This window comes from Rhodococcus sp. IEGM 1366, assembly GCF_033142425.1.
In the GTDB taxonomy this organism is placed as follows: Bacteria; Actinomycetota; Actinomycetes; order Mycobacteriales; family Mycobacteriaceae; genus Rhodococcus_F; species Rhodococcus_F globerula.
Window position 1 is genome coordinate 26,251 of sequence record NZ_JAWLRZ010000020.1, and the last position, 24,726, is coordinate 50,976.

26 protein-coding genes and 2 pseudogenes are annotated in these 24,726 nt (G+C 61.9%); 18 read left to right on the plus strand and 10 right to left on the minus strand.

All coding sequences use genetic code 11. The features are described from left to right. Positions 1-547: YncE family protein (locus R4P64_RS32720; RefSeq protein ID WP_317824310.1), on the plus strand; the 547-nt coding region annotated here is incomplete at its 5' end. Between the two features lie 163 nt (positions 548-710). Here R4P64_RS32720 and R4P64_RS32725 read toward each other — a convergent pair. From R4P64_RS32725 to R4P64_RS32740, 4 genes are read right to left on the minus strand one after another with little or no spacing between them, the layout of a single operon-like run. After that, complete coding sequence (locus R4P64_RS32725) at positions 711-1,148, minus strand: DUF4913 domain-containing protein (RefSeq protein ID WP_233364463.1); 438 nt, start codon at positions 1,146-1,148, stop codon at positions 711-713. Continuing rightward, a complete protein-coding gene (locus tag R4P64_RS32730) occupies positions 1,145-1,564 on the minus strand; it encodes a hypothetical protein (RefSeq protein ID WP_317824311.1) in 420 nt (139 codons plus the stop codon). The genes R4P64_RS32725 and R4P64_RS32730 overlap by 4 nt, the downstream gene beginning before the upstream one ends. Positions 1,565-1,585: 21 nt before the next feature. Next, entirely contained in the window at positions 1,586-2,233 is a 648-nt protein-coding gene (locus R4P64_RS32735; RefSeq protein WP_317824312.1) for a hypothetical protein, read from the minus strand. Positions 2,234-2,288: 55 nt separating this feature from the next. After that, complete coding sequence (locus R4P64_RS32740; protein WP_317824313.1) at positions 2,289-3,194, minus strand: TraG/TraD/VirD4 family protein; 906 nt, start codon at positions 3,192-3,194, stop codon at positions 2,289-2,291. A 381-nt stretch (positions 3,195-3,575) separates the two neighbouring features. Here R4P64_RS32740 and R4P64_RS32745 point away from each other — a divergent pair, with 381 nt between their 5' ends. Continuing rightward, positions 3,576-3,923, plus strand: coding sequence for a type II toxin-antitoxin system RelE/ParE family toxin (locus tag R4P64_RS32745; RefSeq protein WP_317824314.1), 348 nt, complete (start codon positions 3,576-3,578; stop codon positions 3,921-3,923). Continuing rightward, positions 3,923-4,225 carry a helix-turn-helix domain-containing protein gene (locus tag R4P64_RS32750; protein ID WP_233364469.1) on the plus strand — a complete coding sequence of 101 codons (303 nt, stop codon included), beginning with the start codon at positions 3,923-3,925 and terminating at the stop codon, positions 4,223-4,225. Before R4P64_RS32745 ends, R4P64_RS32750 begins: the two co-directional genes overlap by 1 nt. Positions 4,226-4,289: 64 nt before the next feature. Here R4P64_RS32750 and R4P64_RS32755 read toward each other — a convergent pair whose 3' ends face one another. After that, the gene (locus R4P64_RS32755) at positions 4,290-4,760 is read right to left on the minus strand and encodes a hypothetical protein (RefSeq protein WP_317824315.1); all 471 of its coding nucleotides are present in this window, start codon (positions 4,758-4,760) and stop codon (positions 4,290-4,292) included. Between the two features lie 21 nt (positions 4,761-4,781). On the opposite strand from R4P64_RS32755, the pseudogene R4P64_RS34195 reads away from it, so the two are divergent. Beyond that, positions 4,782-4,907, plus strand: a pseudogene (locus tag R4P64_RS34195) (hypothetical protein); the annotation flags it as partial. Between the two features lie 699 nt (positions 4,908-5,606). Here the strand turns inward: R4P64_RS34195 and R4P64_RS32760 are convergent. Beyond that, positions 5,607-6,242, minus strand: coding sequence for a PAS and ANTAR domain-containing protein (locus R4P64_RS32760; protein ID WP_317824316.1), 636 nt, complete (start codon positions 6,240-6,242; stop codon positions 5,607-5,609). Positions 6,243-6,604: 362 nt separating this feature from the next. Here R4P64_RS32760 and R4P64_RS32765 point away from each other — a divergent pair, with 362 nt between their 5' ends. After that, the gene (locus R4P64_RS32765; protein ID WP_317824317.1) at positions 6,605-7,018 is read left to right on the plus strand and encodes a hypothetical protein; all 414 of its coding nucleotides are present in this window, start codon (positions 6,605-6,607) and stop codon (positions 7,016-7,018) included. A 191-nt stretch (positions 7,019-7,209) separates the two neighbouring features. Here the strand turns inward: R4P64_RS32765 and R4P64_RS32770 are convergent, their stop codons facing one another. Both R4P64_RS32770 and R4P64_RS32775 read right to left on the minus strand, forming a co-directional pair. Further along, positions 7,210-8,511, minus strand: a complete 1,302-nt coding sequence (locus tag R4P64_RS32770; protein WP_317824318.1) for an amidase family protein — start codon at positions 8,509-8,511, stop codon at positions 7,210-7,212. Positions 8,512-8,671: 160 nt separating this feature from the next. Next, entirely contained in the window at positions 8,672-9,310 is a 639-nt protein-coding gene (locus R4P64_RS32775) for an HD domain-containing protein (protein ID WP_233364474.1), read from the minus strand. 100 nt (positions 9,311-9,410) lie between these two features. On the opposite strand from R4P64_RS32775, the gene R4P64_RS32780 reads away from it, so the two are divergent. The 3 genes and pseudogenes from R4P64_RS32780 (at position 9,411) to R4P64_RS32790 (ending at position 12,611) form a co-directional block, all read left to right on the plus strand. Further along, a complete protein-coding gene (locus R4P64_RS32780; protein ID WP_317824320.1) occupies positions 9,411-10,376 on the plus strand; it encodes a GlxA family transcriptional regulator in 966 nt (321 codons plus the stop codon). Between the two features lie 278 nt (positions 10,377-10,654). Further along, a pseudogene (locus R4P64_RS32785) lies at positions 10,655-10,942 on the plus strand (DUF3349 domain-containing protein); the annotation flags it as partial. 1,246 nt (positions 10,943-12,188) lie between these two features. Beyond that, positions 12,189-12,611 (plus strand): hypothetical protein, encoded by a 423-nt coding sequence (locus tag R4P64_RS32790; RefSeq protein WP_317824321.1) that lies wholly within the window; start codon positions 12,189-12,191, stop codon positions 12,609-12,611. Positions 12,612-13,017: 406 nt separating this feature from the next. Here the strand turns inward: R4P64_RS32790 and R4P64_RS32795 are convergent, their stop codons facing one another. Further along, entirely contained in the window at positions 13,018-13,392 is a 375-nt protein-coding gene (locus R4P64_RS32795) for a hypothetical protein (protein WP_317824322.1), read from the minus strand. 265 nt (positions 13,393-13,657) lie between these two features. Between R4P64_RS32795 and R4P64_RS32800 the strand changes: the two genes are divergently transcribed. From R4P64_RS32800 to R4P64_RS32845, 10 genes are all read left to right on the plus strand, one after another. After that, positions 13,658-14,287 (plus strand): GntR family transcriptional regulator, encoded by a 630-nt coding sequence (locus R4P64_RS32800; protein ID WP_317824323.1) that lies wholly within the window; start codon positions 13,658-13,660, stop codon positions 14,285-14,287. Between the two features lie 190 nt (positions 14,288-14,477). Beyond that, the gene (locus tag R4P64_RS32805) at positions 14,478-15,926 is read left to right on the plus strand and encodes an MFS transporter (RefSeq protein ID WP_317824324.1); all 1,449 of its coding nucleotides are present in this window, start codon (positions 14,478-14,480) and stop codon (positions 15,924-15,926) included. Between the two features lie 42 nt (positions 15,927-15,968). Then, positions 15,969-16,889, plus strand: coding sequence for an ABC transporter substrate-binding protein (locus R4P64_RS32810; protein ID WP_317824325.1), 921 nt, complete (start codon positions 15,969-15,971; stop codon positions 16,887-16,889). 5 nt (positions 16,890-16,894) lie between these two features. Further along, positions 16,895-17,878, plus strand: coding sequence for an ornithine cyclodeaminase family protein (locus tag R4P64_RS32815; protein ID WP_317824327.1), 984 nt, complete (start codon positions 16,895-16,897; stop codon positions 17,876-17,878). A 242-nt stretch (positions 17,879-18,120) separates the two neighbouring features. Continuing rightward, positions 18,121-18,849, plus strand: coding sequence for an aspartate/glutamate racemase family protein (locus R4P64_RS32820; protein WP_317824328.1), 729 nt, complete (start codon positions 18,121-18,123; stop codon positions 18,847-18,849). A 76-nt stretch (positions 18,850-18,925) separates the two neighbouring features. Continuing rightward, positions 18,926-19,090 (plus strand): hypothetical protein, encoded by a 165-nt coding sequence (locus R4P64_RS32825; protein ID WP_317824329.1) that lies wholly within the window; start codon positions 18,926-18,928, stop codon positions 19,088-19,090. 325 nt (positions 19,091-19,415) lie between these two features. Then, the gene (locus R4P64_RS32830) at positions 19,416-20,264 is read left to right on the plus strand and encodes a DUF5995 family protein (protein WP_317824330.1); all 849 of its coding nucleotides are present in this window, start codon (positions 19,416-19,418) and stop codon (positions 20,262-20,264) included. Between the two features lie 92 nt (positions 20,265-20,356). Further along, complete coding sequence (locus tag R4P64_RS32835; protein ID WP_317824331.1) at positions 20,357-20,479, plus strand: hypothetical protein; 123 nt, start codon at positions 20,357-20,359, stop codon at positions 20,477-20,479. A 292-nt stretch (positions 20,480-20,771) separates the two neighbouring features. Then, positions 20,772-21,011, plus strand: coding sequence for a hypothetical protein (locus R4P64_RS32840; protein WP_317824332.1), 240 nt, complete (start codon positions 20,772-20,774; stop codon positions 21,009-21,011). 279 nt (positions 21,012-21,290) lie between these two features. Then, positions 21,291-22,478 carry an NAD(P)/FAD-dependent oxidoreductase gene (locus R4P64_RS32845; protein ID WP_317824334.1) on the plus strand — a complete coding sequence of 396 codons (1,188 nt, stop codon included), beginning with the start codon at positions 21,291-21,293 and terminating at the stop codon, positions 22,476-22,478. Positions 22,479-23,479: 1,001 nt separating this feature from the next. On the opposite strand, the gene R4P64_RS32850 is transcribed toward R4P64_RS32845, so the two are convergent. Then, entirely contained in the window at positions 23,480-24,706 is a 1,227-nt protein-coding gene (locus tag R4P64_RS32850) for an MFS transporter (RefSeq protein WP_317824335.1), read from the minus strand. Positions 24,707-24,726: the final 20 nt, after the last annotated feature.

The following is a 24,726-nucleotide window of genomic DNA, read 5'->3' on the forward strand; positions in this document are numbered from 1 at the left end:
GGTGATCACCACCGCCAACAACACCGTCACCACCACACCCATCGTGGTCGGCGCCTATCCGTTCGGGGTGGCGATCAGTCCCGACGGTGCCCGCGCCTACGTCACCAACGAGAACAGCGGCTCAGTGTCGGTGATCGACACCATCACCAACGACATCGTTGCCATCATCGCGGTCGGTGCGAATCCGTCCGGGGTGGCGATCAGCCCCGACGGTGCCCGCGCCTACGTCACCAACCAGAACAGCGGCTCGGTGTCGGTGATCGACACCATCACCAACACCGTCGTGGACGTCATCGCGGTCGGTGCGAATCCATTCGGAGTGGCGATCAGCCCCGACGGTGCCCGCACCTACGTCACCAACTACTACGGCAACTCGCTGTCGGTGATCACCACCGCCAACAACACCGTCACCACCACACCCATCGTGGTCGGCGCCTATCCGTTCGGGGTGGCGATCACCCCCGACGGTGCCCGCGCCTACGTCACCAACTGGGGCAGCAACGTGGTGTCGGTTATCGCGATCGAACAGGCACTCACTCTCACCTAGACCCCGACTGCCGGTGTTCTCGGTCAGCCCTACCGTTTCGCCCTCACCGTCACCGGCAGTGCACTGCCGACGGACTGAATCTCGGTGCGACTGATGCCCTGTCCGAAACGTTCACTCTCAACAGGGAGTGAACAGCCACATTGCCTGCGTTCGGGCAGGTAGATCAGTGGCGGGCAGCGATGTCGTTGCTGATCCACTCACCCAAACCGTCCAAGTCATCGATGATCTCCGGCGGCGTGAAACCACATTTCTGATCGGTGCAACGCTTGTATCCGGCACGCTCCGCAAGATCACGCAACGTCGGCCAGAGCCACTGCACATGAAGCGCCGAGAGCTCCGATCCCGGTTCGTCGAGTGTGTAGGCGCTCTGGTGCGAAACCATCAACGCCGTCAATTCCTCGACCGCGACCGGATGTCGATACCAGCACGGAGGAATCACCGCATCCGAGCCGGGCACCGAGTAGCGCCGGCGGAACCAGCTCACCCACGCGATGAGTTCGGCCCACAACTCCGCAGCCTGCTCACCGTCGAGATCCGCCCACCGATAGATGCGCGCAGGGACATCGTCCTCGAGCTGTTCTTCCTCGAACTCGTCGTTCATCGGGTGCCCTCCTCCTCGACACTCTTTGCGGAAACCTCTTTCCCCGTGGCGTCCAAGCTCTGTGCGTTCTGGGGAACGCCTCCGGCTAGGGCTAGGGCTAGCGCCCGGGTTTCGGCGCACAACTGCGCGAACGTTGTTCCGGCCCGTGTTGCCGCCCGCCGAAACATATCCAACCGGGTGATCTGCGGCGTCAAGCCCCAGGTGGTGAGGTACTCGTCTACTTCGGTGTTCGGGTCATCGAGCCAGGTGGTGATTTTCTCGACGTCGTTGCCGTACACCACCGTCAGCAGCGACAGCAGATTGCTCGGTCGTGGCCATAAATGCAGAGCGTTCTTCGCGTCGTCTTTCATCATGACGTCGTTGAACTCTTGGTTCGACATCTCGGACGGCTGTTCGTGGTCTGCGTAGCGGTCCATCACTAATCCCCCACCTTTTATTTAGTTGTCGACGCCTTCTTCTCGTTCTTCTGATTCCACAGTGGAATCCGTTTCCCCCTCCCCATCTGATTCTGCAGCAGTATCGGCATCGGCGTCGGCAACGACTAGGCGTTCGAGCTTCGTTTCCCGCCACGACTTCGACCCAGGTTCGCGGCACCAGTCCAATGCGGTGGTGTCGTCGTCGACATCGATCTCCACGACGACTCCGGCGCCGAGCGCAGCCCGCATCAGATCATCAGCCCGAACATGATGGTTGAGAACGTGAATCCGGACCGTCAGTGCCGACACTTCGAGTTCTTCGCGGACCTTGCCCGCCAGGAACACCGCTTTGCCGGCCGCCGAGAGGTCCGCCGAGTTCTGGTCGCCTTCTTTGCGGATCTTGTCTTCCTCATAAAACTCCCCGTACCAGGCAACCAGTCCATCCGGACCACACACCGCGTACGAAGCGACCTTGTCATCACCGGCTGCCCACAGCTCCACCAACGGACCATCGGCGGCGTCCGCCTCGATCTGTGCGAGCCGCTGCCGCTGTGCCATCGAGCGCAGTTCCTCCGCGCCTTCCTTAACTGCCTTGCCGACTTCGTCCCACTGCGCGGAAGACGAACTGGTGCCCCGAGGCTTGGTGCTGCTGCGACGACCTTGAACCATGACTGCAACTCCTTGTTGAGTAGGTGTTTGTTTGAAATCTGGTGGTGAGTTGAGGTCAGCTGATCGAGGAAACTTCGACCGGCGGCGACGATGACACGAACCCCTGATCGAGCACGACGATTGCCTGCGCTTCCGATGCCGCGACCACATCGCGAATGTCGGGGTCTTCCCAGAAGCCGGGAAGCTTGAGCATGACCGGGCGGTTGTTGCGACGGATCATCAATGCCGTTCCCTCTTCGAGCTCGCGGATCGCCGATTCCTCCATCACCTGCCGCCGTTGCAGGTTGCCGCCGCGCTGAGTGCCCATGCCGCGAGGCCCGGAGACGGGGGACGAGAGCACGAACTCTTCGATCGAGCCGAGGAGCGTCGAAATTTCCTTGAGCGTGGAGGTGTCCAGCAAGCCCGGCAGGATCAGACGCACGTTCGCGCTACCAGCGAGTTCGCGGGCACCGCCGGGACCCCAGCGGCGTTCGGTCTGCGAAATGTTGTGCGTGAACGCGAACAGTTGGATTCCGCGGCCGCCCGAGTCCGACATCTTCGCCGGCAATTCCGGAATCGGTGCCACGTTGTTGAGTTCGTCGAGGACCAGACGCAGCGACGGATCCAATTTTCGACCCGCTCGACGTTGCGAGAGCCTGTTCGCGACGAAGAAAACTTCCGCTGCCAGTGCGGCCGCGAAGGTGCCACCGAGCCGTTGCCACCTTCGGAGAGCACGTACATGGTGCCGGTGCCCTTTTCGACGAAGTCCGCCACGTCGAACGAGTTCGCGGCAGGGCAGTCCACAGCCGCCAACAGTGCTGGCGAGGCCAGCGGTCCCATGACCGAGGTCAACACCATCAAAATGCTGGAGGTCGTTTTCTCGGATTTCGCGTCGAGAATCTCGTTCAGCGTCCGTTCCCATTCGGGGTGATGTTGCTTGAGAATGTCGCGAGCATCGAGGGCAGTCGTGGATTCGCACCATTCAACGACGTCCGAGAGTCGACGTCCGTCCAAAGCGGCAGCGTGCAGGTAGGAGCGCAGCAGCGTCGCGGCCTTCTGATCGAAGAAATCGCCGTTACCGCTGGACTTCGCTGTCTGTGGTTTCGCGGCCACTCGAGCTGACCGGCCAAGAGAACCGGCGTGACTTCCGCGCACTGCCGTGCACTCGTTCCGGCGGCAAGTTCTGCGCCCCCGTCACCGAGATTCGCGCCGCCGATAGTGCAATCACCCGAGGCCTTAGGTGCGGTGGAGCCGTCCACATCTGGGGCGGGTCCGTAGCTCTGACCATCCGGCGGCATGCCGTGCCCGATCGTGGTTATGTGGACGACTGCGGTATATATCAGTATTGATATATAGTGGTTGGGTGGAGCGAGGCGATGAGAAACCGATCCGGTGGGTGGGCAGTGCGCTCGACGACTTGCGTGACCTTCCGGCCGATGTGCAGGACGATCTCGGGTATCAGATCGGGCGAGTGCAGCAGGGGTTGGATCCGGATGACTGGAAGCCGATGAAGGACGTCGGGGCTGGTTGCCGCGAAATCCGAGTCCGGACGTCGGATGGAGCGTTCCGCACGTTCTATGTTGCCCGTTTCGAAGGGGTGATTTACGTGTTGCACTGTTTTCAGAAGAAGACGCAGAAGACTTCGAAGTCTGACATCGAGTTGGGTCGACAGCGGTACAGGGCGGCGTCGGCGCATGCGAAGGAGAAGTGATGAGTGAGAACGATATTGTCGAGACGGCGTCCGTGTGGGAGGCGGTGAGTGACACCTCGGGTGAGGCGTACAACCGTCGACTGCGCGCGGATCTGATGACTGCGATCCGTGGGCAGATCGACCGTTTTGGTTGGTCGCAGCTTGTTGCTGCCCAGAATCTCGGTGTCACTCAGCCGCGTTTGTCGGATCTCTATCGGGGAAAGTTGAGTAAGTTCTCTCTCGATGCCCTGGTCAATCTTGGTAGCAAGGTCGGTGTCCATGTCGGTGTGCATGTGGACACCGACACGCTCACCAACCACTGACACCCCTGCTGAGCTTGGCCGGCGCTGTGATCCGGGCGTGCCCGCCGTAACCGGATCGTGGGGTCTACGTCTTTTCGTGGAGCATGTACATGCTGTACACCAGCGCCGCGATCGTCGTGAACTGCATCGCCCGTTCCATTGTTTCGGACGGCACGACCAGCAGCACCGTGAAGATCAGGCCTGAGACCGCGAAGAGTGCCAGACCGACGCCAAGGTTGTGATCGCTCGCGGTGCTGACAGCTTTTCCTGCGGCCTTTCCCGTGGCCCGCTTCACGCTGCTCACCGCCGCCTGGACTTTTGCCTTCAACGTAGGATTCGCCGCGATCAGATCCGCAACGAAGGCTTCCTGCTCCTGCGAGATCGCGCCTATGAAATCCTCGATCTCGTCGATCATGTCCTCGTCGACGGTGTTGACGATGTTGTCGAGAATCGACGCCACATTCGGTGCGATGACCGTGTCGCGGAACTCGTCCATTATTGCCGGGGATGCGATGTCCTCGATCGAGTCCATCATTTTTTCGAACTGCGATGTCACTAGGGTGTCCGTCCCCCGGAAGGGAAGGAATCCAATTGGGTTCAGACCATCGCGGGTCGGCACTGGTTCTCGTACTTCCGGTTCTACGGGCCTCTCGAGCCCTATTTCGACTGGACATGGAAGCTAGGTGACATCACGCCCGTCTAGATATGCCAGGGCTCGAGGTCTGTTGACCGAGTCGACGATGTGTGGCCTATCCAACCGGAGGATCGTCGGGTGTTTTCCGTAAACACGTTCGTACCCCTTTGCTTTGGCGCGGGGGGACGACATTTCGGTGGTTTCGGTTCGTTCTCGTCATCGGTATGTGGGCAGAAAGATTTCGTCCGTGGGCGCCGAGCAGGCGGTTGTCGCCGAACCCGATCCGGACCGCTGCTACGAGCTGACGCGACACAACATCCCCGACATCTCAATTCGGGATGTTCATCGAGGTCCAGCTTTCGGTGGACCGCAGAGGTAAGGATCGGTGTCATCCTCTTGGCGTGACCGTGGCTCTTGCTCTCGGGCATCGATTCTCGCCAACTTGCAGGTATGAACGACTCGAGAGCAAACTTCGATGGCCGACGAATCGTGGTATGTAAGCCTTCACAGTTCGCGTCGGCGCGGGCAGCAGTGAAGGTCGCGGCTGAAGTCTGCACGGGCGCCCTCGCAACGGTGGGCAGTGGGATGGGCTCCGGCCGGGCTCTTCGGTATCGGACAGGCCACCCGGAGGGGTGTTTTCGCGCTCTTTCAGGCGGTATAAATGGTTTCACGCCGATGGCGTGATGGAGGGCCCTCGGCCAGGTGCCTGTGGTTAAGCAGTCAGCCGCAGACACCGACCACACAGCAGTTCAATCCCTTGTCGTTCGGTCACGAACCGAGAAGCAGATGATCGAATTGCGAACGCAGTCCGTTGGGTAGGACGAAGTCGGCGCGGGCGCGGGCGATCAATTGCTCGGATATGCGGCGGAGTTTGACATTCTTCTGCTGCGAGCACCAGATGAGAATGTCGAAGGCCCGGTCGGCGGAAATGCCGTACACGATCATCAGCATCCCCTTAGCTTGTTCGATCGCTGCGCGGGAGCTGCTGATCTCGTCGACCAGTTCGTCGACCGATTCCTGGACGGTGCGATCGAGGGTTTCGGTGACGTCGATGTAGAAGCCGGAACTCCCGGTCACTTCGCCGTGCTCGTCGAGGCTGCTGTCGCCGACCACGATCACTGATCTCGTGACACCGTTGGTGTCGACGATGCGATGCCGGCTACTGAACGGCCCGCCCGAGGTGCGGATCGCGTCCAACGTCTGCGCGACGTAGTGGCGATCGTCGGGATGTTTGTGCGAGAGCAGTAGTTCGGTGGTGGGAATTACTTCCCCGGGGCGGTAGCCGTGCATCGTCGCGACGTTGTCGGACCATTCCCACTCGTCTTCGGTGCGGGAGTACCGGAATCCTCCGACTCGGTGTGGGGCACCTGATTCCGATACTCGTTTCATTCGGCCGTTCGTCATGCCCACGCCCTCTCGTCCTTGCACCCATGATGGGCGTGTTAAGGAATGACTACTTTGTAGCCGAGAAGTCAACGATCGTGGTGCTTTTCGGGATGGTTGGCCTGAATCGGCTCGGTTGGGAAAGGCGGGGTTCTCTCGTACGCGGCCTCGACCGATGCCGGACGGCTGAAAGAAATGGATTACCTTTTAGTTTGAGGCATGCTTTGTTGGTTTCAACGGCGCATGTTCACTCGGAGGCGCTCCACAGCGCGGCGTTCGCTACCGCACGATTTCGGTGGTCAGACTCGATGCTGCGCACGCTGGGGGTGGTGCAGGATGGGGATTGTGTTCGTAGGCCGAATTGCTCGACGAAAGGCATCCTGATGTGGAGTCTGCGGCGATTGCTGGGTATCGGTGTCATTGCCGCGGGCTTAGCTGTGGGTCCTGTAACAGGTTTGCTTCCTCATGCGTCGGCGTCGCCCACTGTGAATACCTTTCAGATTCCACTGTTCGTGACCAACACCATCTGGGCCTGCGGATTCCAGATCTTCTGTGTATCGAACCTGGTGGCGATCACGGGCGAGACGCCCGGCACTGTCACGTTCCCTGCCATGTCACCCGATGCGAAGGGCACGTACTGGATGCACTGGCGGAACCTTGTGACTGGAGCCTCCGGAGTGCTGGAAATCCCCTACAGCGATGCCGTGAGCGTGTTTACGGGGGCGGGGCTTGTAACTGCATCGATGACTACGGGTTACGAGAGTGTCGCTGGAACGGGTGTCTTCCTCGTGTCGTGAACGTACAACGTCCGTCGCGCGAGCTCTGAGTTCGTCTTGTCGGCACGGTGGTGATCAGGTGTGGAAGTCGGGTCGTCATGGTGTGCGTGCTTTCTGGGGTGCTTCGCGGCGTGTGTAGTCGAATGTTTGTTGGTATCGAGTGCCAGTACCACCTGATGCAGAACCGCCCTCGGGTGGAGTGGCCCTGCGTGTCAGGGATGCTGCCTGGGTTCGGGTTCGGAGATCTCGCGATGTTCGGCGAGGGCGGCGACCAGAGCGCGATCACTTCCGGCTGCTGCGACGACACTGAGCACGACAGGACCGTCCGCGCTCTGCGTGCCTGGCGTGGTGAGCACTGGTAGACCCGCTGCGCTCGCCGCACAGGTCAACAATACTGTGGCGGCTCGCAATCCGAGGTCCGAACTTGCATGGCCGGGCGGGGGAGCAGCGGTCGGGGCCGCAGGGTGTACGAGCGCGGTCCCCGGCGGGATCAGATCGGTGAGGATGATTCGGGCGTGGCTCAATGTGTCCCGCGCCCACACGAGATAGTCGATCGGAATGCTCTCGCCGGTGGTGATGGCCGTGGCGACTCGCGGTGGGACCGCGTCCCGGTGCATCTGCAGCCAGCGGCTGTGTACCTGCCACATTTCCGCGGCTTGGACAACGCCCATAGCTTCGGCCCATGTGCCAAGGTGCTCGGCGAATGTGCTCGTCGCGTCCTGCAGCGGCATGCCTATCCGGTTCGCTTGTTGTCGGGCTGCCTGCTGCAGAAGTATTCGCACCGACGGCTCGGCGAGGTCGAACAGGTCCGTGGCCATGAGTAGTCGTTCGATCGGTTGTGTGTGCTGCGGAGGTAGCAGTATCTCGGATACCCGAGCGAGCATCTGCGGTGTCCGGGTGATCCAGCCGACGGTATCGAACGACGGGGCCAGGGCGATTCTGCCGGCGTTGGAGACGATTCCGTGTGTCGGTCGCAGGCTGTACAACCCGCAGTAGGAAGCCGGCACACGCACCGAACCGGCGGTGTCGGTACCCAACCCGATATCGGCCAGACCTAGAGCAACGGCGCTGGCCGAGCCGCTCGACGAACCGCCGGGGACGCGCCCGGGTGCAGCCGGATTGGGCGGCGTTCCGTAGTGCGGGTTGACTCCGAACAGACCACACGCCAGTTCGTCTGTCTGCGCGATCCCGGCGATGTCCGCTCCTTCCTGCATCAGAAGCGACACGGCCGCAGCGTGTTCCGGCTCGACCGGTGCATGACTGAGCCAGGTGGGGTTGCCTGCTCCGATGGCGTGACCGGCGACAGCGAAGAGGTCTTTCACGGCGATCCTGCAACCGGACAGCGCCCCCGCGGCGGACGCTGCGATCAGCGGGTCGTCGACCACCCGCCATATCGAGGTGTCCACGTCGGCTCCGGGAGCGGTGACGGGTGTCTGCGCTCCCACCGCCCCGCGGGGAGGTGGCACCCGATCGGGTGAATCGGTGACAACACTGTTCGGCTGGGGAACGTCCATGGTGGCCTTCGCAGGTCAGGAATCGAGATGGCGTACGACTTCACGGCAGAGTCTGCACACCGGGTCGGTGGGCGATGGCCCGTCTCTCGTGCGCAGGGGTTCGTGTCGCCCGCGGTGCGGCCCTGGCGGACGCAGGCGCTCGCGGTTGGTTCCATCGGGTCTATTCGGGCCAGTCCGAATTCTTGATGACCTCGACGAAGTCGCCCCGGACGAATCCCGGCACGTAGTGGGCCAGGACGTCAGCCTTGACGTTGCCGAAGGTCGTCTCCGGACGATCCTTGATCCCGTCGGTGAATGCCGCGAGGATCCGGTTCTTGAAGTCGGGCCGGGGATGCGCGGTGGTCACGGCGGCACGCTGGTCGTCGGAGACCGCGTGATAGCCGATACCGAGGACATCGAGTTCCACTCCGCGTGTGACGAGAGCGACCTCGGCCGACATGTGCAGGGGGATCTCTGGTGTGGTGTGCAGCGCGATGGCCGTCCAGACCCGGTCGGCCTCGCCGCCGGTGATGCCGTGTGAGTGCAGGAAGCGACGCGCTTCGTCGGCGCCGTCGATCTCGAAGCGTTGATCGGTGCGGCGGAACTTCTCGGTCAGGCCCAGGTCGTGGAACATCGCTGCGACGTACAACAGTTCCGGGTCGAACTGCAGTCCGTCCCCCGCGCCGCGCAGCGCACCCCAGATGTATACGCGCCGGGAATGGTCGAACAGCAGCGGGGAAGCTGCTTCACGTACCAGTTCGGTGGCTTCCCGGGCGAGTGCGCTGTCCGGGATTTGCACGCCTGCGATCGTCTCGCTCATGGTTCGTCCTCTCGTGTCCGTCGATGACCTTTCTCCAGGATGGTCGATGGTCGTAACCTGATGCCATGTCCTTTCAGACAAGTAGCCCTCGGATCTGGACATGACGCATCGGGTGGGGTTCGTGGTCTTCGACGGTGTGACGATGCTCGATGTGAGCGGCCCCGCCGAGGTTCTGCATCAGGCGTCTGTCCTCGGCCACCACTACGAGGTTGTGTTGATCTCCCCATACGGCGGCGAGGTGACCACCTCGACGGGGATGTTGCTGAGCGGCACTGTCACGGCGAGCGACGTCGGCCGCGTCGACACGCTGCTCGTGGCTGGGGGCGAGTGCTTGACCACATCGCCGCTTGATCCCCGGTTGCTGGTGACTACCCGCGCCGTAGCCGCCCGAGCGGCACGGGTCGCGTCGGTGTGCACCGGCGCGTTCGTTCTCGCCGAACTCGGACTGCTCGACGGGCGCCGGGCAACGACACATTGGCGTCACGCCGACACGCTCGCCCGGCGACACCCCAACGTCGATGTCGATGCGGATGCGATCCATGTGCGCGATGGACGGTTCGTCACCTCCGCCGGGATCAGTGCCGGCATCGACCTGACGCTGTCCCTCGTCGAAGACGACCATGGCGCCGAATCTGCCCGCCGCATCGCTCGCGAATTGGTGGTCTTCCTGCGGCGTCCGGGCGGGCAGGCGCAGTTCGCGACGCACACCACCCCAGTGGAGCCCTCTGATCTCCTGCACGCCGTGATCGAGTCGGTGCGCAACGATCCGTCGGCCGATCACGGACTACCGGCGATGGCTCGAGCCGCCGCGGTCAGTACCCGGCATCTGACCAGGCTGTTCCGTAGCGAATTGGGGACGACACCGGCCCGGTGGGTGGAGGAGGTACGACTCGGCCGCGCTCAGCAACTGCTGCTCGATGGCCACAGCGTGACCTCGACCGCCCGGCGGAGCGGATTCGGGAGCGACGAAACCCTCCGCCGCACCTTTCTCCGCCACCTCGGTGTCACACCCACCGACTACCGCAGGCATTTCGCCACGGTGGGACCGACACCGAACCCGGAATGAGCCTTTTCGATTGTCGTCGTACCGATCTCTGCGGCATGACGACGCCCTGAACGAGCACGAGTCGATCATGACGCTCGGCTCGTGCCCCGTCCGCGTAAGCGATCTGAGTTCCTGGACGCCTGGTAGCCGGTGCTGCGGGTAGATCGTGGCGACGATCTCCAATGCGGACATGGCGGGGGTGTGACGATCCTCTCCGCCGACAGCAACCGCCTGGAGGCGGTGGCGTGCACGGATGAGCGCGCTCTCGATGTCGATGTCGATCAAGTTAGGAGGTCGCGATGAGGATGCACGTTGTGCGAAGTGTGCTTGAGTGGCTGCGCGGTGCGTATCCGACAAGCATTCCTGACAAGGATCATTTTGCGTTGCTTGCAGTGCTGAGGCGGCGTTTGACTGACGAGGAGATCGACGAAGTGGTCGCTCTGTCGATTGAGCGCGCTCACGAATCTCCGGATCGGCACATCAATCACGACCGCGTGCGGACCTTGCTGGCTCGAAAGATCCGCGAAGAACCCTCTGACGAGGACATGACACGCGTCTCGCAGTGCCTCGAACATGGCGGGTGGCCGAGCATTGACAGCACCGTGGCGTCACCGACGATGACGGTTGAGCGCTCGACGTCGAGGGTGGGGGAGTCGAAACATGCTTCGGCACTGCGGGAAACGGCAGTGTCTTGCGTTGTTGTCGTCGATTGCGTCCCACCTGGACCGGTTGGACCGGCCCAGGTTCGTCGACACGTTCCATTGCGTCTTGCGCCGATCGGCGGTGTACCGCGGATTGTGTGCCTGCCACAGGGAGTCACTGCGCCCGACCATCAACTCCTCCCTCAGGGGCTGTGTCGAAAGGGCGTTGACGCACGCCGGCACATACTCTGGCACGAATTTCGGCATCAAAACGTGCCAGTCACAGCCACATCCAGTCCGCGGACCACACACATGCTGAGGTTCTTGTCGACTGACTCGGGAAAGCTCACCGGCACAAGCTTGTGAATGCGGAGCGCCGGTGAGCGGAGCGCACCGAACGTAGATCACGGTGCGCGGTCTCCTTCTGCCCGTCTTCCGGCCCGTGGCGGGCGGTTGGCGGGTAGTGCGCGGCAGCCTCACGCCTGAAAATGCCGCACGTCCCTCGTATACCCGAACCGTGAATACGAACCCGACAGGGGAATGTCGTCGTCGAAACCGGCGGTATTCAACAGGAGTTGGGCTGCCGATCGGCCGAGGTGTGTGGTGCGTTGTTCTCGAGTCGCTGATCGCTGCCTTCCGGCCCGCCGTGCATGGCTGCGCACAAGGATGCGTGCATAGCTGCGGGCAAGGAAGCATGCACCGGCTGAAGATGGTGGTGCGTGTGGGAAGAGTATGGAACACGTTTTGTATGCCGTTGGTGGGGGTGACGGTCGTGCCTTCGTGTTCAGGCTGTCCGTAGGTTCGTCGGGCTTCTGCGCGCAAGCCTGCTTCGTGCTGGGATGGTGGGCGGTCTCGATCGGCGGGATTGATGTCGGGGTGCACCTCGACGGTGATGAGGAGTGCGATCCCGCCGGACATCATCCCGCCGGACATCAGGCTTACGGTTGTGAGTGTGGCCGCGGCAGCGAGGCACTTTGCATTCGCCGCGTGTGTGGAGCGCGATTACACATGCTGTGTTCGAGAGGCTTTGGAGGTCGCTGCGGGCAACGCTTGTGGCCGTTCGCGGTGAGTTGCTGCGCACGACACTGCCCGTTGGGATGGTGGAACGCGATGTTCTCCCGCGCGCCGCGCGCCGTGCGCCGCGGGCACGGCGCGTTTCGTGGGATGAGAACGGGATATCAGGCGTGAAGACGTGGGTGAAGCAGCACAGCATGATTTCGGTGATCGCGGTGTGGTGGTGTGGACCGAATCGGAGGAACGCGAAACGTGGTGGCGTGAGGCGTTGGGGATCGAGCCTTCCGTTGCGACGGGGACGGCCTCGTCGGTGACCGCTCTGGATGATTCGGGAACAGGTACGGAAAGGTTCGAAATTTCGGCGGGCCGGGTCTGCGCGCGGCGTAGATCGCCGGCGCGATACGCTCCTGGCGTGTCGTTGGTCGGCGTGGCATGGGTTCTCGGCGATGCCGAGGGCTGGCTGCCCGGGTTGAGCGAACCGTGGACTGCGTACTCTTTCCTACCGGCGAGGGTGCGCACGGCCCGTCTGGTCGTTACTGACGAACGTCAGGCGGGCCATTTTTGTGGCGGGCGGGCGAGGTTGGACCTGCTACCCGAGTAGGCGATAGTGCCGATCGGTCCCCGATGAAAAATGTTGTGTGTAAACAGGTTTCGATACAGTTCACGCACATCGGTGAAGCCTCGGCATTGTGAACGTCGGCGTCGATTCGCTCGGCTTCAGTACAAGAACGGTGTTGGCTGAACCGGACTCTTGCCGCAAGACTGAGCAGTCTCTTAGTTGTATCCCTGCGCCATGACCGTTCATCGAATTATCCAGAAGTCTTTGGGGTTCAATATTTTTCGACGGCGTCGGGCGCGATTGGACTCCGGTCACGGAGACTGTTGATTGCATATTCGTTGGCAAGCCGGCGCGCAGCGGTGGCGTGGCAGCTGTGGGCAGACAAGTTTGCCTCGAGCGGGCATCCTCCATCTAAGTTCTGGGTGGTCGTGGTGCTTTTGCTCGAACCTCACCACAGTGCAGGTTGTACGGGAGATTCATCGGATATGTTTCGGCCCTCACGTTTCCGTGATCGAGGGCGCACTCCTTGTGCGCGTTCGATCACGTCCTCAGGGATGCCCATCTGTCGGGCTAGCTCGATGTCAGGGCGCGGGGTGATGTGAGCGGCAGCAGCAAGAGCAATTCTGAGGAGCACGTGTTGACGGACGCGGGCACGGCCCGCATCGGAATCGCGGTCATTCCATTCAGTAAGCCATTGTGGGGAGCCCGCTTTAGGTGCGAATTCCGGTCGGCTGGCTACACGTTCGAGGAGAACGTCGAGGGAATCGAGCACCAATTCTCCTGCATCCTCGATGAGGTGGTCGTCGATACCGTCCACTCGCATTTACCCAGCGTAGACAACAACATCGGATTCGTCGGGACTTGAAGCTCAGTGTCTCGACCAGGCGCACGTAGTGCAGTGCTCACAACGATTGCCGCACCATCAGAAGTGCTGACTGGGGGCACTGTCGACCAGATGCCCAGGACATCCAACCGGCCACGTATGGCAGTATGACGATTCCTCACGAGATGAGCGATTCTCTCCCGAGTGACGCTGGCAATCATGAGCCGCACCAGGGCCAAAAGGAGACGCGCTCTAGACTTTCGGTGTGGATCTGCACAGCGTGGGCGAGGACGAATCTCCTCGTGATGTGATTGCTCGTCTTCTCCGCGAGGATATTTTGGCGGGACGACTTGCCGGGGGTGAGCGTCTGGTCGAGGAGGCGATCGCCCAGAAATTCGGGGTTTCGCGGGTTCCGGTCCGTGAGGCGCTCGGGCAGCTGGAGGGTGAAGGCTTTGTCACCATTGTCCGCTATCGCGGTGCGACGGTGTCGACGACGCTGCGCAAAGACAATCGTGAACTGCTCGAGGTACGCAGAGGTCTCGAAGTGCTCGCGGCGCAGCTGGCCGCTGCGAACAGGGGTGGCTCGGTGGCAGCTGAGCTGAGCGCGGTCGCCGAACGTGGACACCATCACTCGCCAGATCATGGTGCGCGAATCGATCCGGCAGGGGACGTCGGGCGACCATTTCATGATCTGATCGTGATCGCTGCGGGCAACGACCAGTTGCGGGAGATCTTGGCCGGGGTTAATCGACGTGTCGCCTGGGGTCTCGGCGACGACCCGGAGGCGTCGGTCAGCGACCATGCCACGCTCGCCGCAGCTATTCTCAGCGGCGCCTCCGTGCAGGCTGGCTATCTGATGGACGAGCATCTACGCCGCGACGAACAGTATTTCTGACTAGTCCCACTTTTGCTATAAGTCGTATACGACTTGATGGCGAATATAGCCAGTTTACGTGCAATTAGCATCGAATAACCTCATTGTTACACTGGTCGTATACAAAATAGGCAGTCGTCTCGTTGACATCCCGAAGTCGACTCGCCGGTAGACAACCGTCCCGGTGCTTCCTCCACCTCCGGAGCTCGCAATGTCCACTCCTACTTCGGTGACCACGCCGCCAACTCCCACCCCACCCTCGGCTGTGCCTGCACCCGGATTGTCGGGCGTGCTCGATCGCATTGGCTTCACCCGTGTGCAGGCAGCGGTGATCATCCTGCTGATGGCAGGGCTCTTCTTCGACACCCTGGAGCAGAACTCGACCGGGGCGATGGGGCCACTGATCAAGGATTCACTCGGTATCGGTAACGCCCAGCTCACCCTCATCAACACGGTCACGGTAATCGGCGGTCTCGCCGGCCGCCTGATCGGTGGTTACATCGCCGACCGCTGGGGCAGGCGGACTGCTCTGAGCCTCAACCTGCTCGTATACACCTTGGGTGGGTTGATCAGTGCCGCCGCGGTGAACTACGAGATGCTCCTGGCCAGCCGTTTCGTGGTGGGAATCGGACTCGGCGGTGAGTTCACGGTCGGCCTGGCAATTCTCGCCGAACTGGTGGCCACCCGGCACCGCGGCCGGATGTTGGCCACGCTCAACATCTCGTCCGGCGGCATCGGCAACATCGTTTCTTTCGGATTCTTCCTCATGGTTCTCGGCCCGCTCGGGAACGTCCTCGGTGGAGACGACACCTCCTGGCGTTGGACGTACGTGATCCTCGCTCTACCCGCGGTGCTCGTTGTCTTCTTTCGCCGCTACCTTCCCGAATCGCCACGATTCCTGTTGTCGAAAGGTCGTGTGGAAGAAGCGAATCGGAGCTTGACACGCTTGGCGAGCGGTTCTATCGCAGGCCTTCGTGATCCGGGACCCACACAGCAGTTCGTAACGTTGGATGACGTACTTCCCACAACCAAGACCTCGTACACAGAGGTGTTCAGAGGACAGAACCTCCGCCGGACAGTGGCGATCGGTTCCGCGTCGTGGATGTCATTCGGGGCGCAGGTCACTCTTCTGTTCCTGATGCCGATCCTGTTGATGTCGCGCGGATATTCACTCTCGGATTCGCTGCTGTTCACCATGATCATGAATATCGGAAGTCTCTTAGGTGCTTGTGCTGCTTGCTATCTCGCCGGACGGTTCCCGCGCCGAAAGACAGTTATGGCCGCGGCGGTACTCGGTTGCATCTCCGCGATCGCGTTCGCGACACTCGCGCAGAACGCCGTTCTCATCCTCGTGCTCGGGGCCATCTTCCAGTTCTTCACGATGTTGCTCAACACCATGTTGTCGGTCTGGACGCCGGAGTTGTTCCCGACATCGATTCGCGCCATGGGTACGTCAGTGGTGAACGGGATCGGAAATATCGCCGGAGCGGTGATGCCCTTTGCCGCGCTCTTCTTCTTCAACATCGCCGGCATAGCCGGGGTGTTCTTCATGATCGCCGGAATGTACGCACTCCTGGTGGTGGCCGCCCGATTTGGTCCCGAGACTCTCAACAAGTCGCTGGAGGAGGTAACTGAAAACGTAGTAGTTGACTCGAAATAGATTGTCTACCAGATTATTCGATAGAGAAGGTCGTATCTCACCATGACTGAAACACTGTTCATCTCGGCAACAGCCCACGGACTCAACTACCTGCCCGAGTACTACGCCGACCACGCCGGACTGTTTGCCGACCGTGGACTGTCGGTGCATGCAAAAGCCTGCGATCCGTGGACGGGTGTCCTCGACGATCTGGACAGCGGTGTCGCCGATATCGCACTCGGCGGTTTGTGGGTTCCGGGGATGTACTGGGGGACTTCGCGGGAACTCACCGTGTTCGCACAGCTCAATCACCAGTTCCCCAAGGCACTGGTAATGAGGGAGGCACCGTCAGGCGACTTTGATTGGTCGTTGTTGACCGGCAAAACGGTCCTTGCTCCCGGGATCGGGGGTAGCGCCCCCTACGCCATCACCGCGGGCATGATGCGCGAGAGCGGTGTGGATTCTGCCGGCACCACCTTTTTGCGTGACCTCTCGACGCCGATGTTCGTCGAACTGTTCAAGGACGGACTCGGTGACGCGATCATTCTCGACATCACCACCGCCCAGATCTTGTCGGATCAGGGCTTGGGTCAGATCGTTGTCGAATACGCCGATGTCGGAGGACTCGGTCCGAACAGTGTCTATTACTGCCGCACAGACCGTTTCGACGAGCTCAGCGACAACTTGATTCGATTCACTACCGCACTCAGTGCGGCGATGGCTGTGGTCAAGGCGGCTCCGGTTCAGGAACTCGAGCCGCTGCTGACGGAGCACTGGCCGCAGATTGCACTGCCCACCCTCTCTGCTGCATGCGAACGAATTCAACGGTCGAACACCTGGGACACCGTACGAATCGACGGCGATGCCAGCGACCGGTGGATGCGAATCCTCCAGGAAGAGGGAATGGTTCGCACAGCGCCGAAGTTCGCAGACCTGGTGTCATCCCACATCGTCGACAGCGCAGAACTGACAACGGTCGGCTGACGGGCATGGCACTGGTATTGCGGCATACTGAGATCGCGGCACTGCTCGACCGGCAACACGTCTTCGACGCGGTCGAAGCGGGGCTGGCCGACCTGAGCACAGGGATTGCCCAAAACCCAGCGCCGACGTCGATGGACAGCGCCGACGACGGCCGGGTCATACCGATGATGGCGCAGTCCGGGACCGCTGAGCTAGCAGTGGTCAAGGTCCTCTCGGACCTGCCAGGGAACCGCGACCGCGGACTGCCCCGGCAACGATCGACCCTGCTAGTGACGTCGACACGCACCGGGCAGTGTGTAGCGGTGCTCGACGGCCGCGCGATCACGGCGATCCGAACGGCTGCAGCCAGTGCCGTCGCGACAAAGCGCCTGGCGCGCCCGGGCAGCTCGGTGCTCGGCGTTGTCGGAGCCGGCAACCTGGCCATCGAACATGTCCGCGCCATAGTCGGCGTCCGCGACATCGACAGCGTCGTTGTGTGGTCCAGATCGAAGTCCACGGTCGAGAAGTTCCGGGCAGGTATCGAGGACCTGGGCTTGGAGGTGACGAGTGCACACTCGGTCGAACAGCTCGCGCGTGAAGCCGACATCATCTGCACGCTCACCCCGTCGGTCGATCCGATCCTGTGCGGCCGCTGGCTCACGGACGGAACGCATCTGAACGTGGTCGGCGCTGCTCCTCGACCCGACGAGCGCGAGGTCGACGGAACGGCGATGGCGCGATCGCGGATTATCGTCGACAGCAGGCCGACTGCCCTGTCGAAGTCGGGTGACGCGATACTCGCGATCGCCGAAGGCGCAATCGCCGAAAGCGCAATCGATATCGAACTGGGAGATGTGATCACCGGTCGCAGGATCGGGCGGTCGGCGCCGTCAGAGATCACGTTGTTCGATTCGACGGGTATCGGGTTGGAGGACCTCGTGGTTGCCCGACTGGTCATCGATCGCGCACTCGAACTCGATGTCGGTACGCAGATCGATCTGAGTTCCTGACTCAGGCAGACGCCGGGGGCTCAGGTATCTGCCAACTCGCCCCCGGCGATTGCCGCATTGTTGGCGAACTCTTCTTGAACTGCGCCACGTAGTGGCGAGCCGTCGCCATCCGCTATAAGAAACTTGCCGTGACAGGCCAGGGACAGCGCCGATGGTGACCCAGTCGTGGTCGCTCGCAAACCGCACATCACTTGCCGTCAAAACCGTATCCGCCCCGAACCCACAGGAGTGAACTGACAATCATGAAGATCAAAGTGATCAACCCCAACACCACGTGGGCAATGACCGCCAAGATCGAGGAATGCGCGCGGGCCGCTGTCGGCCCGGGTACGTTCGTCGAGGCCGTCAGCCCCGCCATGGGTCCAGCCTCCATCGAAAGTCACTACGACGAAGCCCTCAGTGTTCCAGGAATTCTCGCTGAAATCGCTGGCGGCGAGATGGACGGCGTCGACGGCTACGTCATCGCGTGCTTCGGCGATCCCGGTCTGGACGCTGCGCGCGAGCTGGCGACCGGCCCGGTCGTGGCCATCGCCGAGGCCGCCATGCACTACGCCTCATTCCTTGGTCGTGGATTCAGCATCGTCACCACTCTGGGCCGAACCCGAGGCCGCGCAGCCGATTTGGTGGATAGCTACGGAATGCAGCGCAGCTGCCTCGGCATTCATTCCTGCGAGATCCCGGTTCTCGACTTGGATCACAATCCAGACGCCCGAAAGATCATCTTCGAATCATGCTTCGACGCGTTGGAACGCGACGACTCCGACGTCATAGTCCTCGGCTGCGCCGGAATGGCGGACTTGTGCCGCGAACTGTCCGAAAAATTGGGGGTGCCCGTTGTCGACGGAGTCACCGCAGCAGTGACGATGGTTGAGTCCCTGCTCACCCTCGGCCTGTCCACGAGCACACGCAACGAGTTCGCGCCGCCGATACCCAAGTCCTACAAAGGAATAATGACGTCCTACGCGCTCTAGCTAAGCGGGCGGATACCCGTACAGTATTGCTCGATGTCGACCCGACGCGTGATCCATGCCCCTAGTGTGACTGAACATGCCCGAGATGTCGTTGAAGGTTGGTGTGCCAGGTGGTCAGACGGTTTTCGTCTTCGTTGACGAGGACGACACGGTCGGTGCGCCAGGGCCGGTAGCACTCGGTATCGAGCAGCAGCCCGGCGAGGGTGCGGGGCAGGGTGGACGGTCCGCAGCGGGTGAGTGATTACTGGTGATCCGCCTGCGCAGGTTCGTGGCCAAACCGATGTAGGGCAGCCGCACACCAGGCTCGGCGGGATGTGCGGGCCGGGAAGCTGCGGAACACATCGGGGCTGCCCACCACGCCGTAGAGCGCGCACTGGCGCTGTGGGACTGCCTAAGCGACATCGAGACCGCGACCGATAAGTGCGGGTTACCCCTGGACCTTCCGCTCGATCACGGGACGCGGACGCAGACTGCTCCGTCGTTCATATCGAGCAGCAGCGTGAACTCCTGGAACCGGTCCACCTTCTGCCTTGCTGACAGCGCACAGCACGCGTTAGTGTCCGGCTGTGATTCTCACTACGACACTTCGAGCCGCAGTCGTGACGGTTGCGCTGGTTCTCGGGTCCGCGACGTTGACCGCTCCCGCCGTCGGCGCGGCACCTGCGGCGTCGGCGTGTGTACCCCTTTCGGCACCTGAGTTCGACGGCACACTCGCCGCCCTGACGGACCCCACCGGTATCGACACCTTCGAGCAGGCTCGAGATCGCATCGCCGCCCTGCGTGGCGAACTCACCCACTCCGACGACTATCGGGGCACCTTCCCGTTGGCGTTCGACGAGATCCTGAGTCTCGTCGGCCCGAGTATCGATTCGGGGGTGTACGACGATCCGGTGTGGGCCGGCGATCTTGCCGTGGAGGTGGTCCGGTTGTACCTGACCGACCTGCACAAGTTCGTCACCGGCGGGACTCCGTCACCACACTGGGCCGCTGCGCTGGCGCTCACCGAGGATTGCGACCGTAGTCCCGGACGGGTTGTCACGGGCGCCATCTTTGCGCACCTGATCATCGATTTCCCCAAAGCGCTGGTCAACATCGGCACCACCGCGGACAACACCAAGGATTTCTATACCTTCGGCGGTGCGTTGGTGGACGCGACACCCGGGATCGTCTCTGGCTTCGAGAAGACCTACGGCACCGACCTCGAGGGGTTGTTCACGGGCTGGTTCGTCGGCGACATCTTCGGCGATGAGTTGGCCACCACGTTGATGTTCCAGTCGGTACGGACTTTGGCGTTGGTCAACAGCTTCGGTTTGCAGAATCCTGCGACCCACGACGCCACGGTCGGTGAGATGAACCTGCTGCTGGGTACGGCCAACCTAGCTCTGGATGGACTCGAGGTGACCGGCCTCATCTGATCGCCGAACTCCCCGCCTACTGGGGCGTGTGTCGTTGGCCGGGTGCCGGAGCATCATCGACGTGCCGGGCCGGTTCTTCGCCCCGTGAGACGTTGCTGCCGCGGACCCGGGTTATCGGAGTGGACCGGATTGCCGTCGTCTCCGTGGCGCTCATGTCGGCCGGCGTGCGGCACGTCGGGATCGATATTGTCGGCGTGTTCGAACTCGGCCTGTAGTTCCTCACGTGAGGACGCTGCGACACCATGATGAGTCTGGGCTTCGTGCGAGAGGCGCTTGGTCTCGGACGCCGATGCTCTCCAGTGAGAATTGGGGTGAGGCATCGAGATTCAGATAGCGATCGAAACCTTCCGGATCCCGATCATTAGCGCACCACCTCGAACTTCCCTCGTTCACCACCGGAGCGGAAGGCGAGACCTCGAGCACCGTGGTGGCCGAAGCGCTCGCGACCGAGAACGTCACCCTCACCGCCGTGATCACCTCCCGCCGATTCGACGCCCCGCAGCGGCGATGGGACCCGGCCGCTTCCGGGACCGTCGTCACGGTGACCGTGACAAGCAGCGACAGCAAGTCAGGAGCCCGCCGGCACGTGGGACTGACAGAGCGGAAGCATGGGCGCGAGCAGTCTTCGCCGAATTCGACGAAGACTGGCAGCGGATCTACCTTCTCGGCGGCAACGATCCGGACAGCGGACGCCTCGAGCACGGTCTGGCCGTCTACCGCCTCTTCCTCCAGGCCGTCGCTTCCTGACCGATCGTTCCGTGTGGGCCGTCGTGATTCGTGCGGAACTGCACGCGGGTTGGTGGGGCTGGACGCGATTATCGGTGCTCGGCAGATGTGGACGGTGATGGTGTTGACGTGTTGGGTACGTCGAGGCTAATCTGTCCCTCGTTAATTGGAACGCGCAAAAAATAGCTCCAGAATGGTCTTTCAGAGCTGCGCCCCTTCGTGGCGTCATTCCCTCCGTGGAATCCAGTGCTTCCTTCGTGAGAAAGAAACGAAGGCAGGACTATGCAAAAAAATCGTGTCATGATTGTCGGCGCCGGACTCAGTGGTCTCGTGCTCGCACACGGCCTGATCCGGTGCGGCTTTGATGTCGCAGTGTACGAACGAGACTCGCATTCGGGTGCCCGTCCGCAGGGATACCGCATCCAGCTCGACCAGCCCGGTCTGGGCGGCTTGAAGGACTGCTTGCCCCCGTATCTGTACGAGTTGGCGCTGGCCACCGCGGGATCACCGCCGCCACGAGTGACTGTTCGAAATCGCCATCTTGATGTGCTGTCCGATGCCGCCGCAGTTGCGCAGAGTCGCTCGGCAGGCGCTACTGGTCCTCTGTCGTTCAATCGCTCCACTCTGAGGCAAATCCTGTTGTCGAGCCTTGCCGAGACGGTGCATTTCGGGGCACACCTGGTGAGCTGTCTGGAATCGGATGACACTGTCAGTGCTCGGTTTGCTGATGGCCGGGTCGTGACTGCCGATTTGTTGGTCGGTGCCGATGGTGTCGGATCATCGGTACGCAAGCTTCTCCTCCCGGACGCCGAAGTTGAGGACGCTGGGCTGCGCCTGATCTACGGCAAGATACCGCTGAGCGCAAATATTTCGGATATGTTGCCCCAGTGGGTATTCGAGAGCATCTTCACTGTGGTCACTGGCGGGCCGGGCCAACCCCACATCGGGATGGGGCCGGTGCAGTTCAATCAGAGGCCCGATGTGGCGGGGCTGAACAGCAACCCGCCCGTCGACCTGACCGCCGTCGACGACTACCTCGCATTCATGGTCGGAGCTCCCGCCGATCATCCCGCCATGCCGACGGCCGCTGCGTTGCGCCAACTCGACCACCGAGACCTGCGCGATGTGGCCGAACAGTTGATCGACAACAAATGGCACCCGGAAATACACCAGCTTCTGGCGCGCTGGGAAACCGAATCGCTTCTGCCCCTACGAATTTCCACCGCGGCGGCTGTACGGGACTGGGAACCGAGCCGCGTCACGCTGATCGGCGATGCGATCCACGCGATGAGCCCGGTACTGGCGATGGGAGCAAACACCGCGATACGGGACGCATCCGAGTTGACCCGGACGCTCTCTGAAGCCTCGAGCACTCACACGTCACTGGTTGAGGCGGTCGCCAGTTACCAAGCCCAGATGGCAGAGTATGCGTTTCCGCTTGTTGCCGGCTCCCGGGAAACTGGCCGAACCCGCGTCGGACAAGCCTGATTTCTGTCTTTGCTGCCGACACGACTCAGATGGGTGGTGAGCACCCTCTGGTTTGAAACTGCTCCCCGAATTTTGGCGTGAGAACCTCAGCTGACATCCGGGGAGCAGTTGCGCACCGACTCAAATACCGTGCCTTCGGCCTCGATCTGAATCGCACCGGCGAGTCCGGAGACTTTGATGTACCCCGAGTTTCGTGGAGTCGCGATATTTGACTTCAGTCGAGAAAGTAGGCGAGGACTTTCTCGTCGGAATTCAAGACCTCTTCCGAAGCCACTCCGAAAGCATGTATGGATGAATGAGGTGGTTCGTGCGGCGGATTCGTCGAGACAGTGCGTCAACTATGTTGCCCCGCCAACGGTCTGGGGATGTCGCATCGGCGGGGCTGGGCGCCGCAACCCGGGGTTGGGTCGGGAATGCCGCGGCGCCGAAAAGGAAACGTACGGGATCATGCCTCATAGTACGAGTTTCGCAGAGTGACACCTACTCGACGATTTCAAAATATTTCCAGATGATGTGCAGGCCGCGGAAACTATGCACGCCGCTCGGACTGCGCGCAGGTCATCTGATCTACGCGACAGGTGACCCTCGAACTACGCGGATGGACTGCGAAAGAACATCGACGAATGGAACGCGAACCGTCCGAGCCATGCACCCCGGGCGGATCTCGCGACGTACCATCACGGATGCGCGTCTCTCTTTTGCCGGTTCGGGCGCATACGGCCCACTGGTGGGTGCACGGCCTGTCCAACAGAGCTCGAACACGGCTCAGAGGAGCTCGGCGATCACCCACAGGCGACTACCAAACCTCACCCTGCCTCATAGGGAGTCGGATAGCCCTCATTAGAGGCCGTTGCGTTGGGACGGTGTTGCCGGAGGCTGATTCGCATTTCTCGATATCGGTACAGCGACGCGATGCGCGCCGCAGGCGGACGAGTCGGCCTGCGTAGAGCTTAACTAGGTCGCACCGGGGTGCATCGACATGTTGGCGAGTCGTGCGTAGATCAGATGACATCGCCCACGGGACTTGGTCGCGCACGCGACGACGTGGTCCCGGAGTCACGTGACGGACGGGCCAGTGACCGTCCGAGCATCACCCACGCGAACGCGGCTACGGAGACCGCCCCGCCACCAGCTAGACATACGGCCGTCCATCCGCCGGCATCGGCGAGCCATGGAGCCAGCGCGGATCCGATCGCTCCGGACAGGAAGTAGTGCGTCATGTACATGGCATTAGCGCGGCTGCGGATTTCCTCGGTGTACCCGACCACTGTGCACTGATTGATCGCGTGCACACTTTGCACCCCCACATCCATCACAATCGCCGCGGTGACGAGTGCTGCAAGCAGGTGAGCGCCCGGGATGGCGAGCGCAAAGGCAGTTACTACCAAGACCAATCCGAGGATCGTGACATTTCGGGACAATCCTCGCTGATACCACGGACCCACTCGGCGGGCAGCGAGGATGCCGCCGATCCCGACAAGGCTGAGTGCTCCGATCTGTGCGGGGGACCAGCCGTATTCGTCACCTGCCAGCAGGAAGGGTATGGCTGTCCAGAACATGCTGAAGGCGCCGAAAGTGCCGGCGCCTGAGATGATGATCCACCGCAACCAGGTTTCGGTACGCAGTAACGTCAGCATCGAGGTCAACAGGCTCCTGTAATGGGGCCGGGTCACCAGGGTTCGATTCTCTCCCGGTGCGTACCGCAGCAGCGCCGCCGCCAGCACGACCAGAATGACTGCCGACCCCACGTAGACCGCACGCCAGCCCGCTGCGGTCGCGACGACACCGGAAACCAGCCGAGCGAGCAGGATCCCGGTCAACAGCGCGCCGACGGTCCGTGCCACTACAGTGGCGCGGAGTTCTGCCGGAGTCAAGGCTCCGGCGAACGGCACCAGTACTTGCGAGGCAGCCGACCCGATCCCGATCACTATTGCCCCACCGAAGACTACGGCGGTGGTGGAGGTGGTTGCGGTAAGTAGCTGGCCTGCTGCCACGGCGGTGAGCATGGCTGGTACAAGTCGGTTACGTGCCAGCACGTCGCCGAGGGGAAGGAGAAACAACACACCGACAACAAATCCGATCTGTCCGGCCGTCATCGCCAGCGCGATCACCGAATCGGATACCGCGAAGTCTTTCGCGAGTGCTGGGAGAAGGGGTTGCACGTAGTACAGATTTGCCGCCGCAAATGCCGTTGCGACCGCAATCAGCAGACTGAGAACGCGGGGCATACCTGCGTGATATGAGGTTG

Bases quoted from the DNA above. Each gene is read 5' to 3' on its own strand.
- R4P64_RS32725 (WP_233364463.1), bottom strand. From the start codon at position 1,148: ATGAACGACGAGTTCGAGGAAGAACAGCTCGAGGACGATGTCCCTGCG.
- R4P64_RS32730 (WP_317824311.1), bottom strand. From the start codon at position 1,564: ATGGACCGCTACGCAGACCACGAACAGCCGTCCGAGATGTCGAACCAA.
- R4P64_RS32735 (WP_317824312.1), bottom strand. From the start codon at position 2,233: ATGGTTCAAGGTCGTCGCAGCAGCACCAAGCCTCGGGGCACCAGTTCG.
- R4P64_RS32740 (WP_317824313.1), bottom strand. From the start codon at position 3,194: ATGGTGCGAATCCACGACTGCCCTCGATGCTCGCGACATTCTCAAGCA.
- R4P64_RS32750 (WP_233364469.1), top strand. From the start codon at position 3,923: ATGAGTGAGAACGATATTGTCGAGACGGCGTCCGTGTGGGAGGCGGTG.
- R4P64_RS32760 (WP_317824316.1), bottom strand. From the start codon at position 6,242: ATGACGAACGGCCGAATGAAACGAGTATCGGAATCAGGTGCCCCACAC.
- R4P64_RS32765 (WP_317824317.1), top strand. From the start codon at position 6,605: ATGTGGAGTCTGCGGCGATTGCTGGGTATCGGTGTCATTGCCGCGGGC.
- R4P64_RS32770 (WP_317824318.1), bottom strand. From the start codon at position 8,511: ATGGACGTTCCCCAGCCGAACAGTGTTGTCACCGATTCACCCGATCGG.
- R4P64_RS32775 (WP_233364474.1), bottom strand. From the start codon at position 9,310: ATGAGCGAGACGATCGCAGGCGTGCAAATCCCGGACAGCGCACTCGCC.
- R4P64_RS32780 (WP_317824320.1), top strand. From the start codon at position 9,411: ATGACGCATCGGGTGGGGTTCGTGGTCTTCGACGGTGTGACGATGCTC.
- R4P64_RS32795 (WP_317824322.1), bottom strand. From the start codon at position 13,392: ATGCGAGTGGACGGTATCGACGACCACCTCATCGAGGATGCAGGAGAA.
- R4P64_RS32805 (WP_317824324.1), top strand. From the start codon at position 14,478: ATGTCCACTCCTACTTCGGTGACCACGCCGCCAACTCCCACCCCACCC.
- R4P64_RS32810 (WP_317824325.1), top strand. From the start codon at position 15,969: ATGACTGAAACACTGTTCATCTCGGCAACAGCCCACGGACTCAACTAC.
- R4P64_RS32815 (WP_317824327.1), top strand. From the start codon at position 16,895: ATGGCACTGGTATTGCGGCATACTGAGATCGCGGCACTGCTCGACCGG.
- R4P64_RS32820 (WP_317824328.1), top strand. From the start codon at position 18,121: ATGAAGATCAAAGTGATCAACCCCAACACCACGTGGGCAATGACCGCC.
- R4P64_RS32825 (WP_317824329.1), top strand. From the start codon at position 18,926: ATGCCCGAGATGTCGTTGAAGGTTGGTGTGCCAGGTGGTCAGACGGTT.
- R4P64_RS32840 (WP_317824332.1), top strand. From the start codon at position 20,772: ATGGGACCCGGCCGCTTCCGGGACCGTCGTCACGGTGACCGTGACAAG.
- R4P64_RS32845 (WP_317824334.1), top strand. From the start codon at position 21,291: ATGATTGTCGGCGCCGGACTCAGTGGTCTCGTGCTCGCACACGGCCTG.
- R4P64_RS32850 (WP_317824335.1), bottom strand. From the start codon at position 24,706: ATGCCCCGCGTTCTCAGTCTGCTGATTGCGGTCGCAACGGCATTTGCG.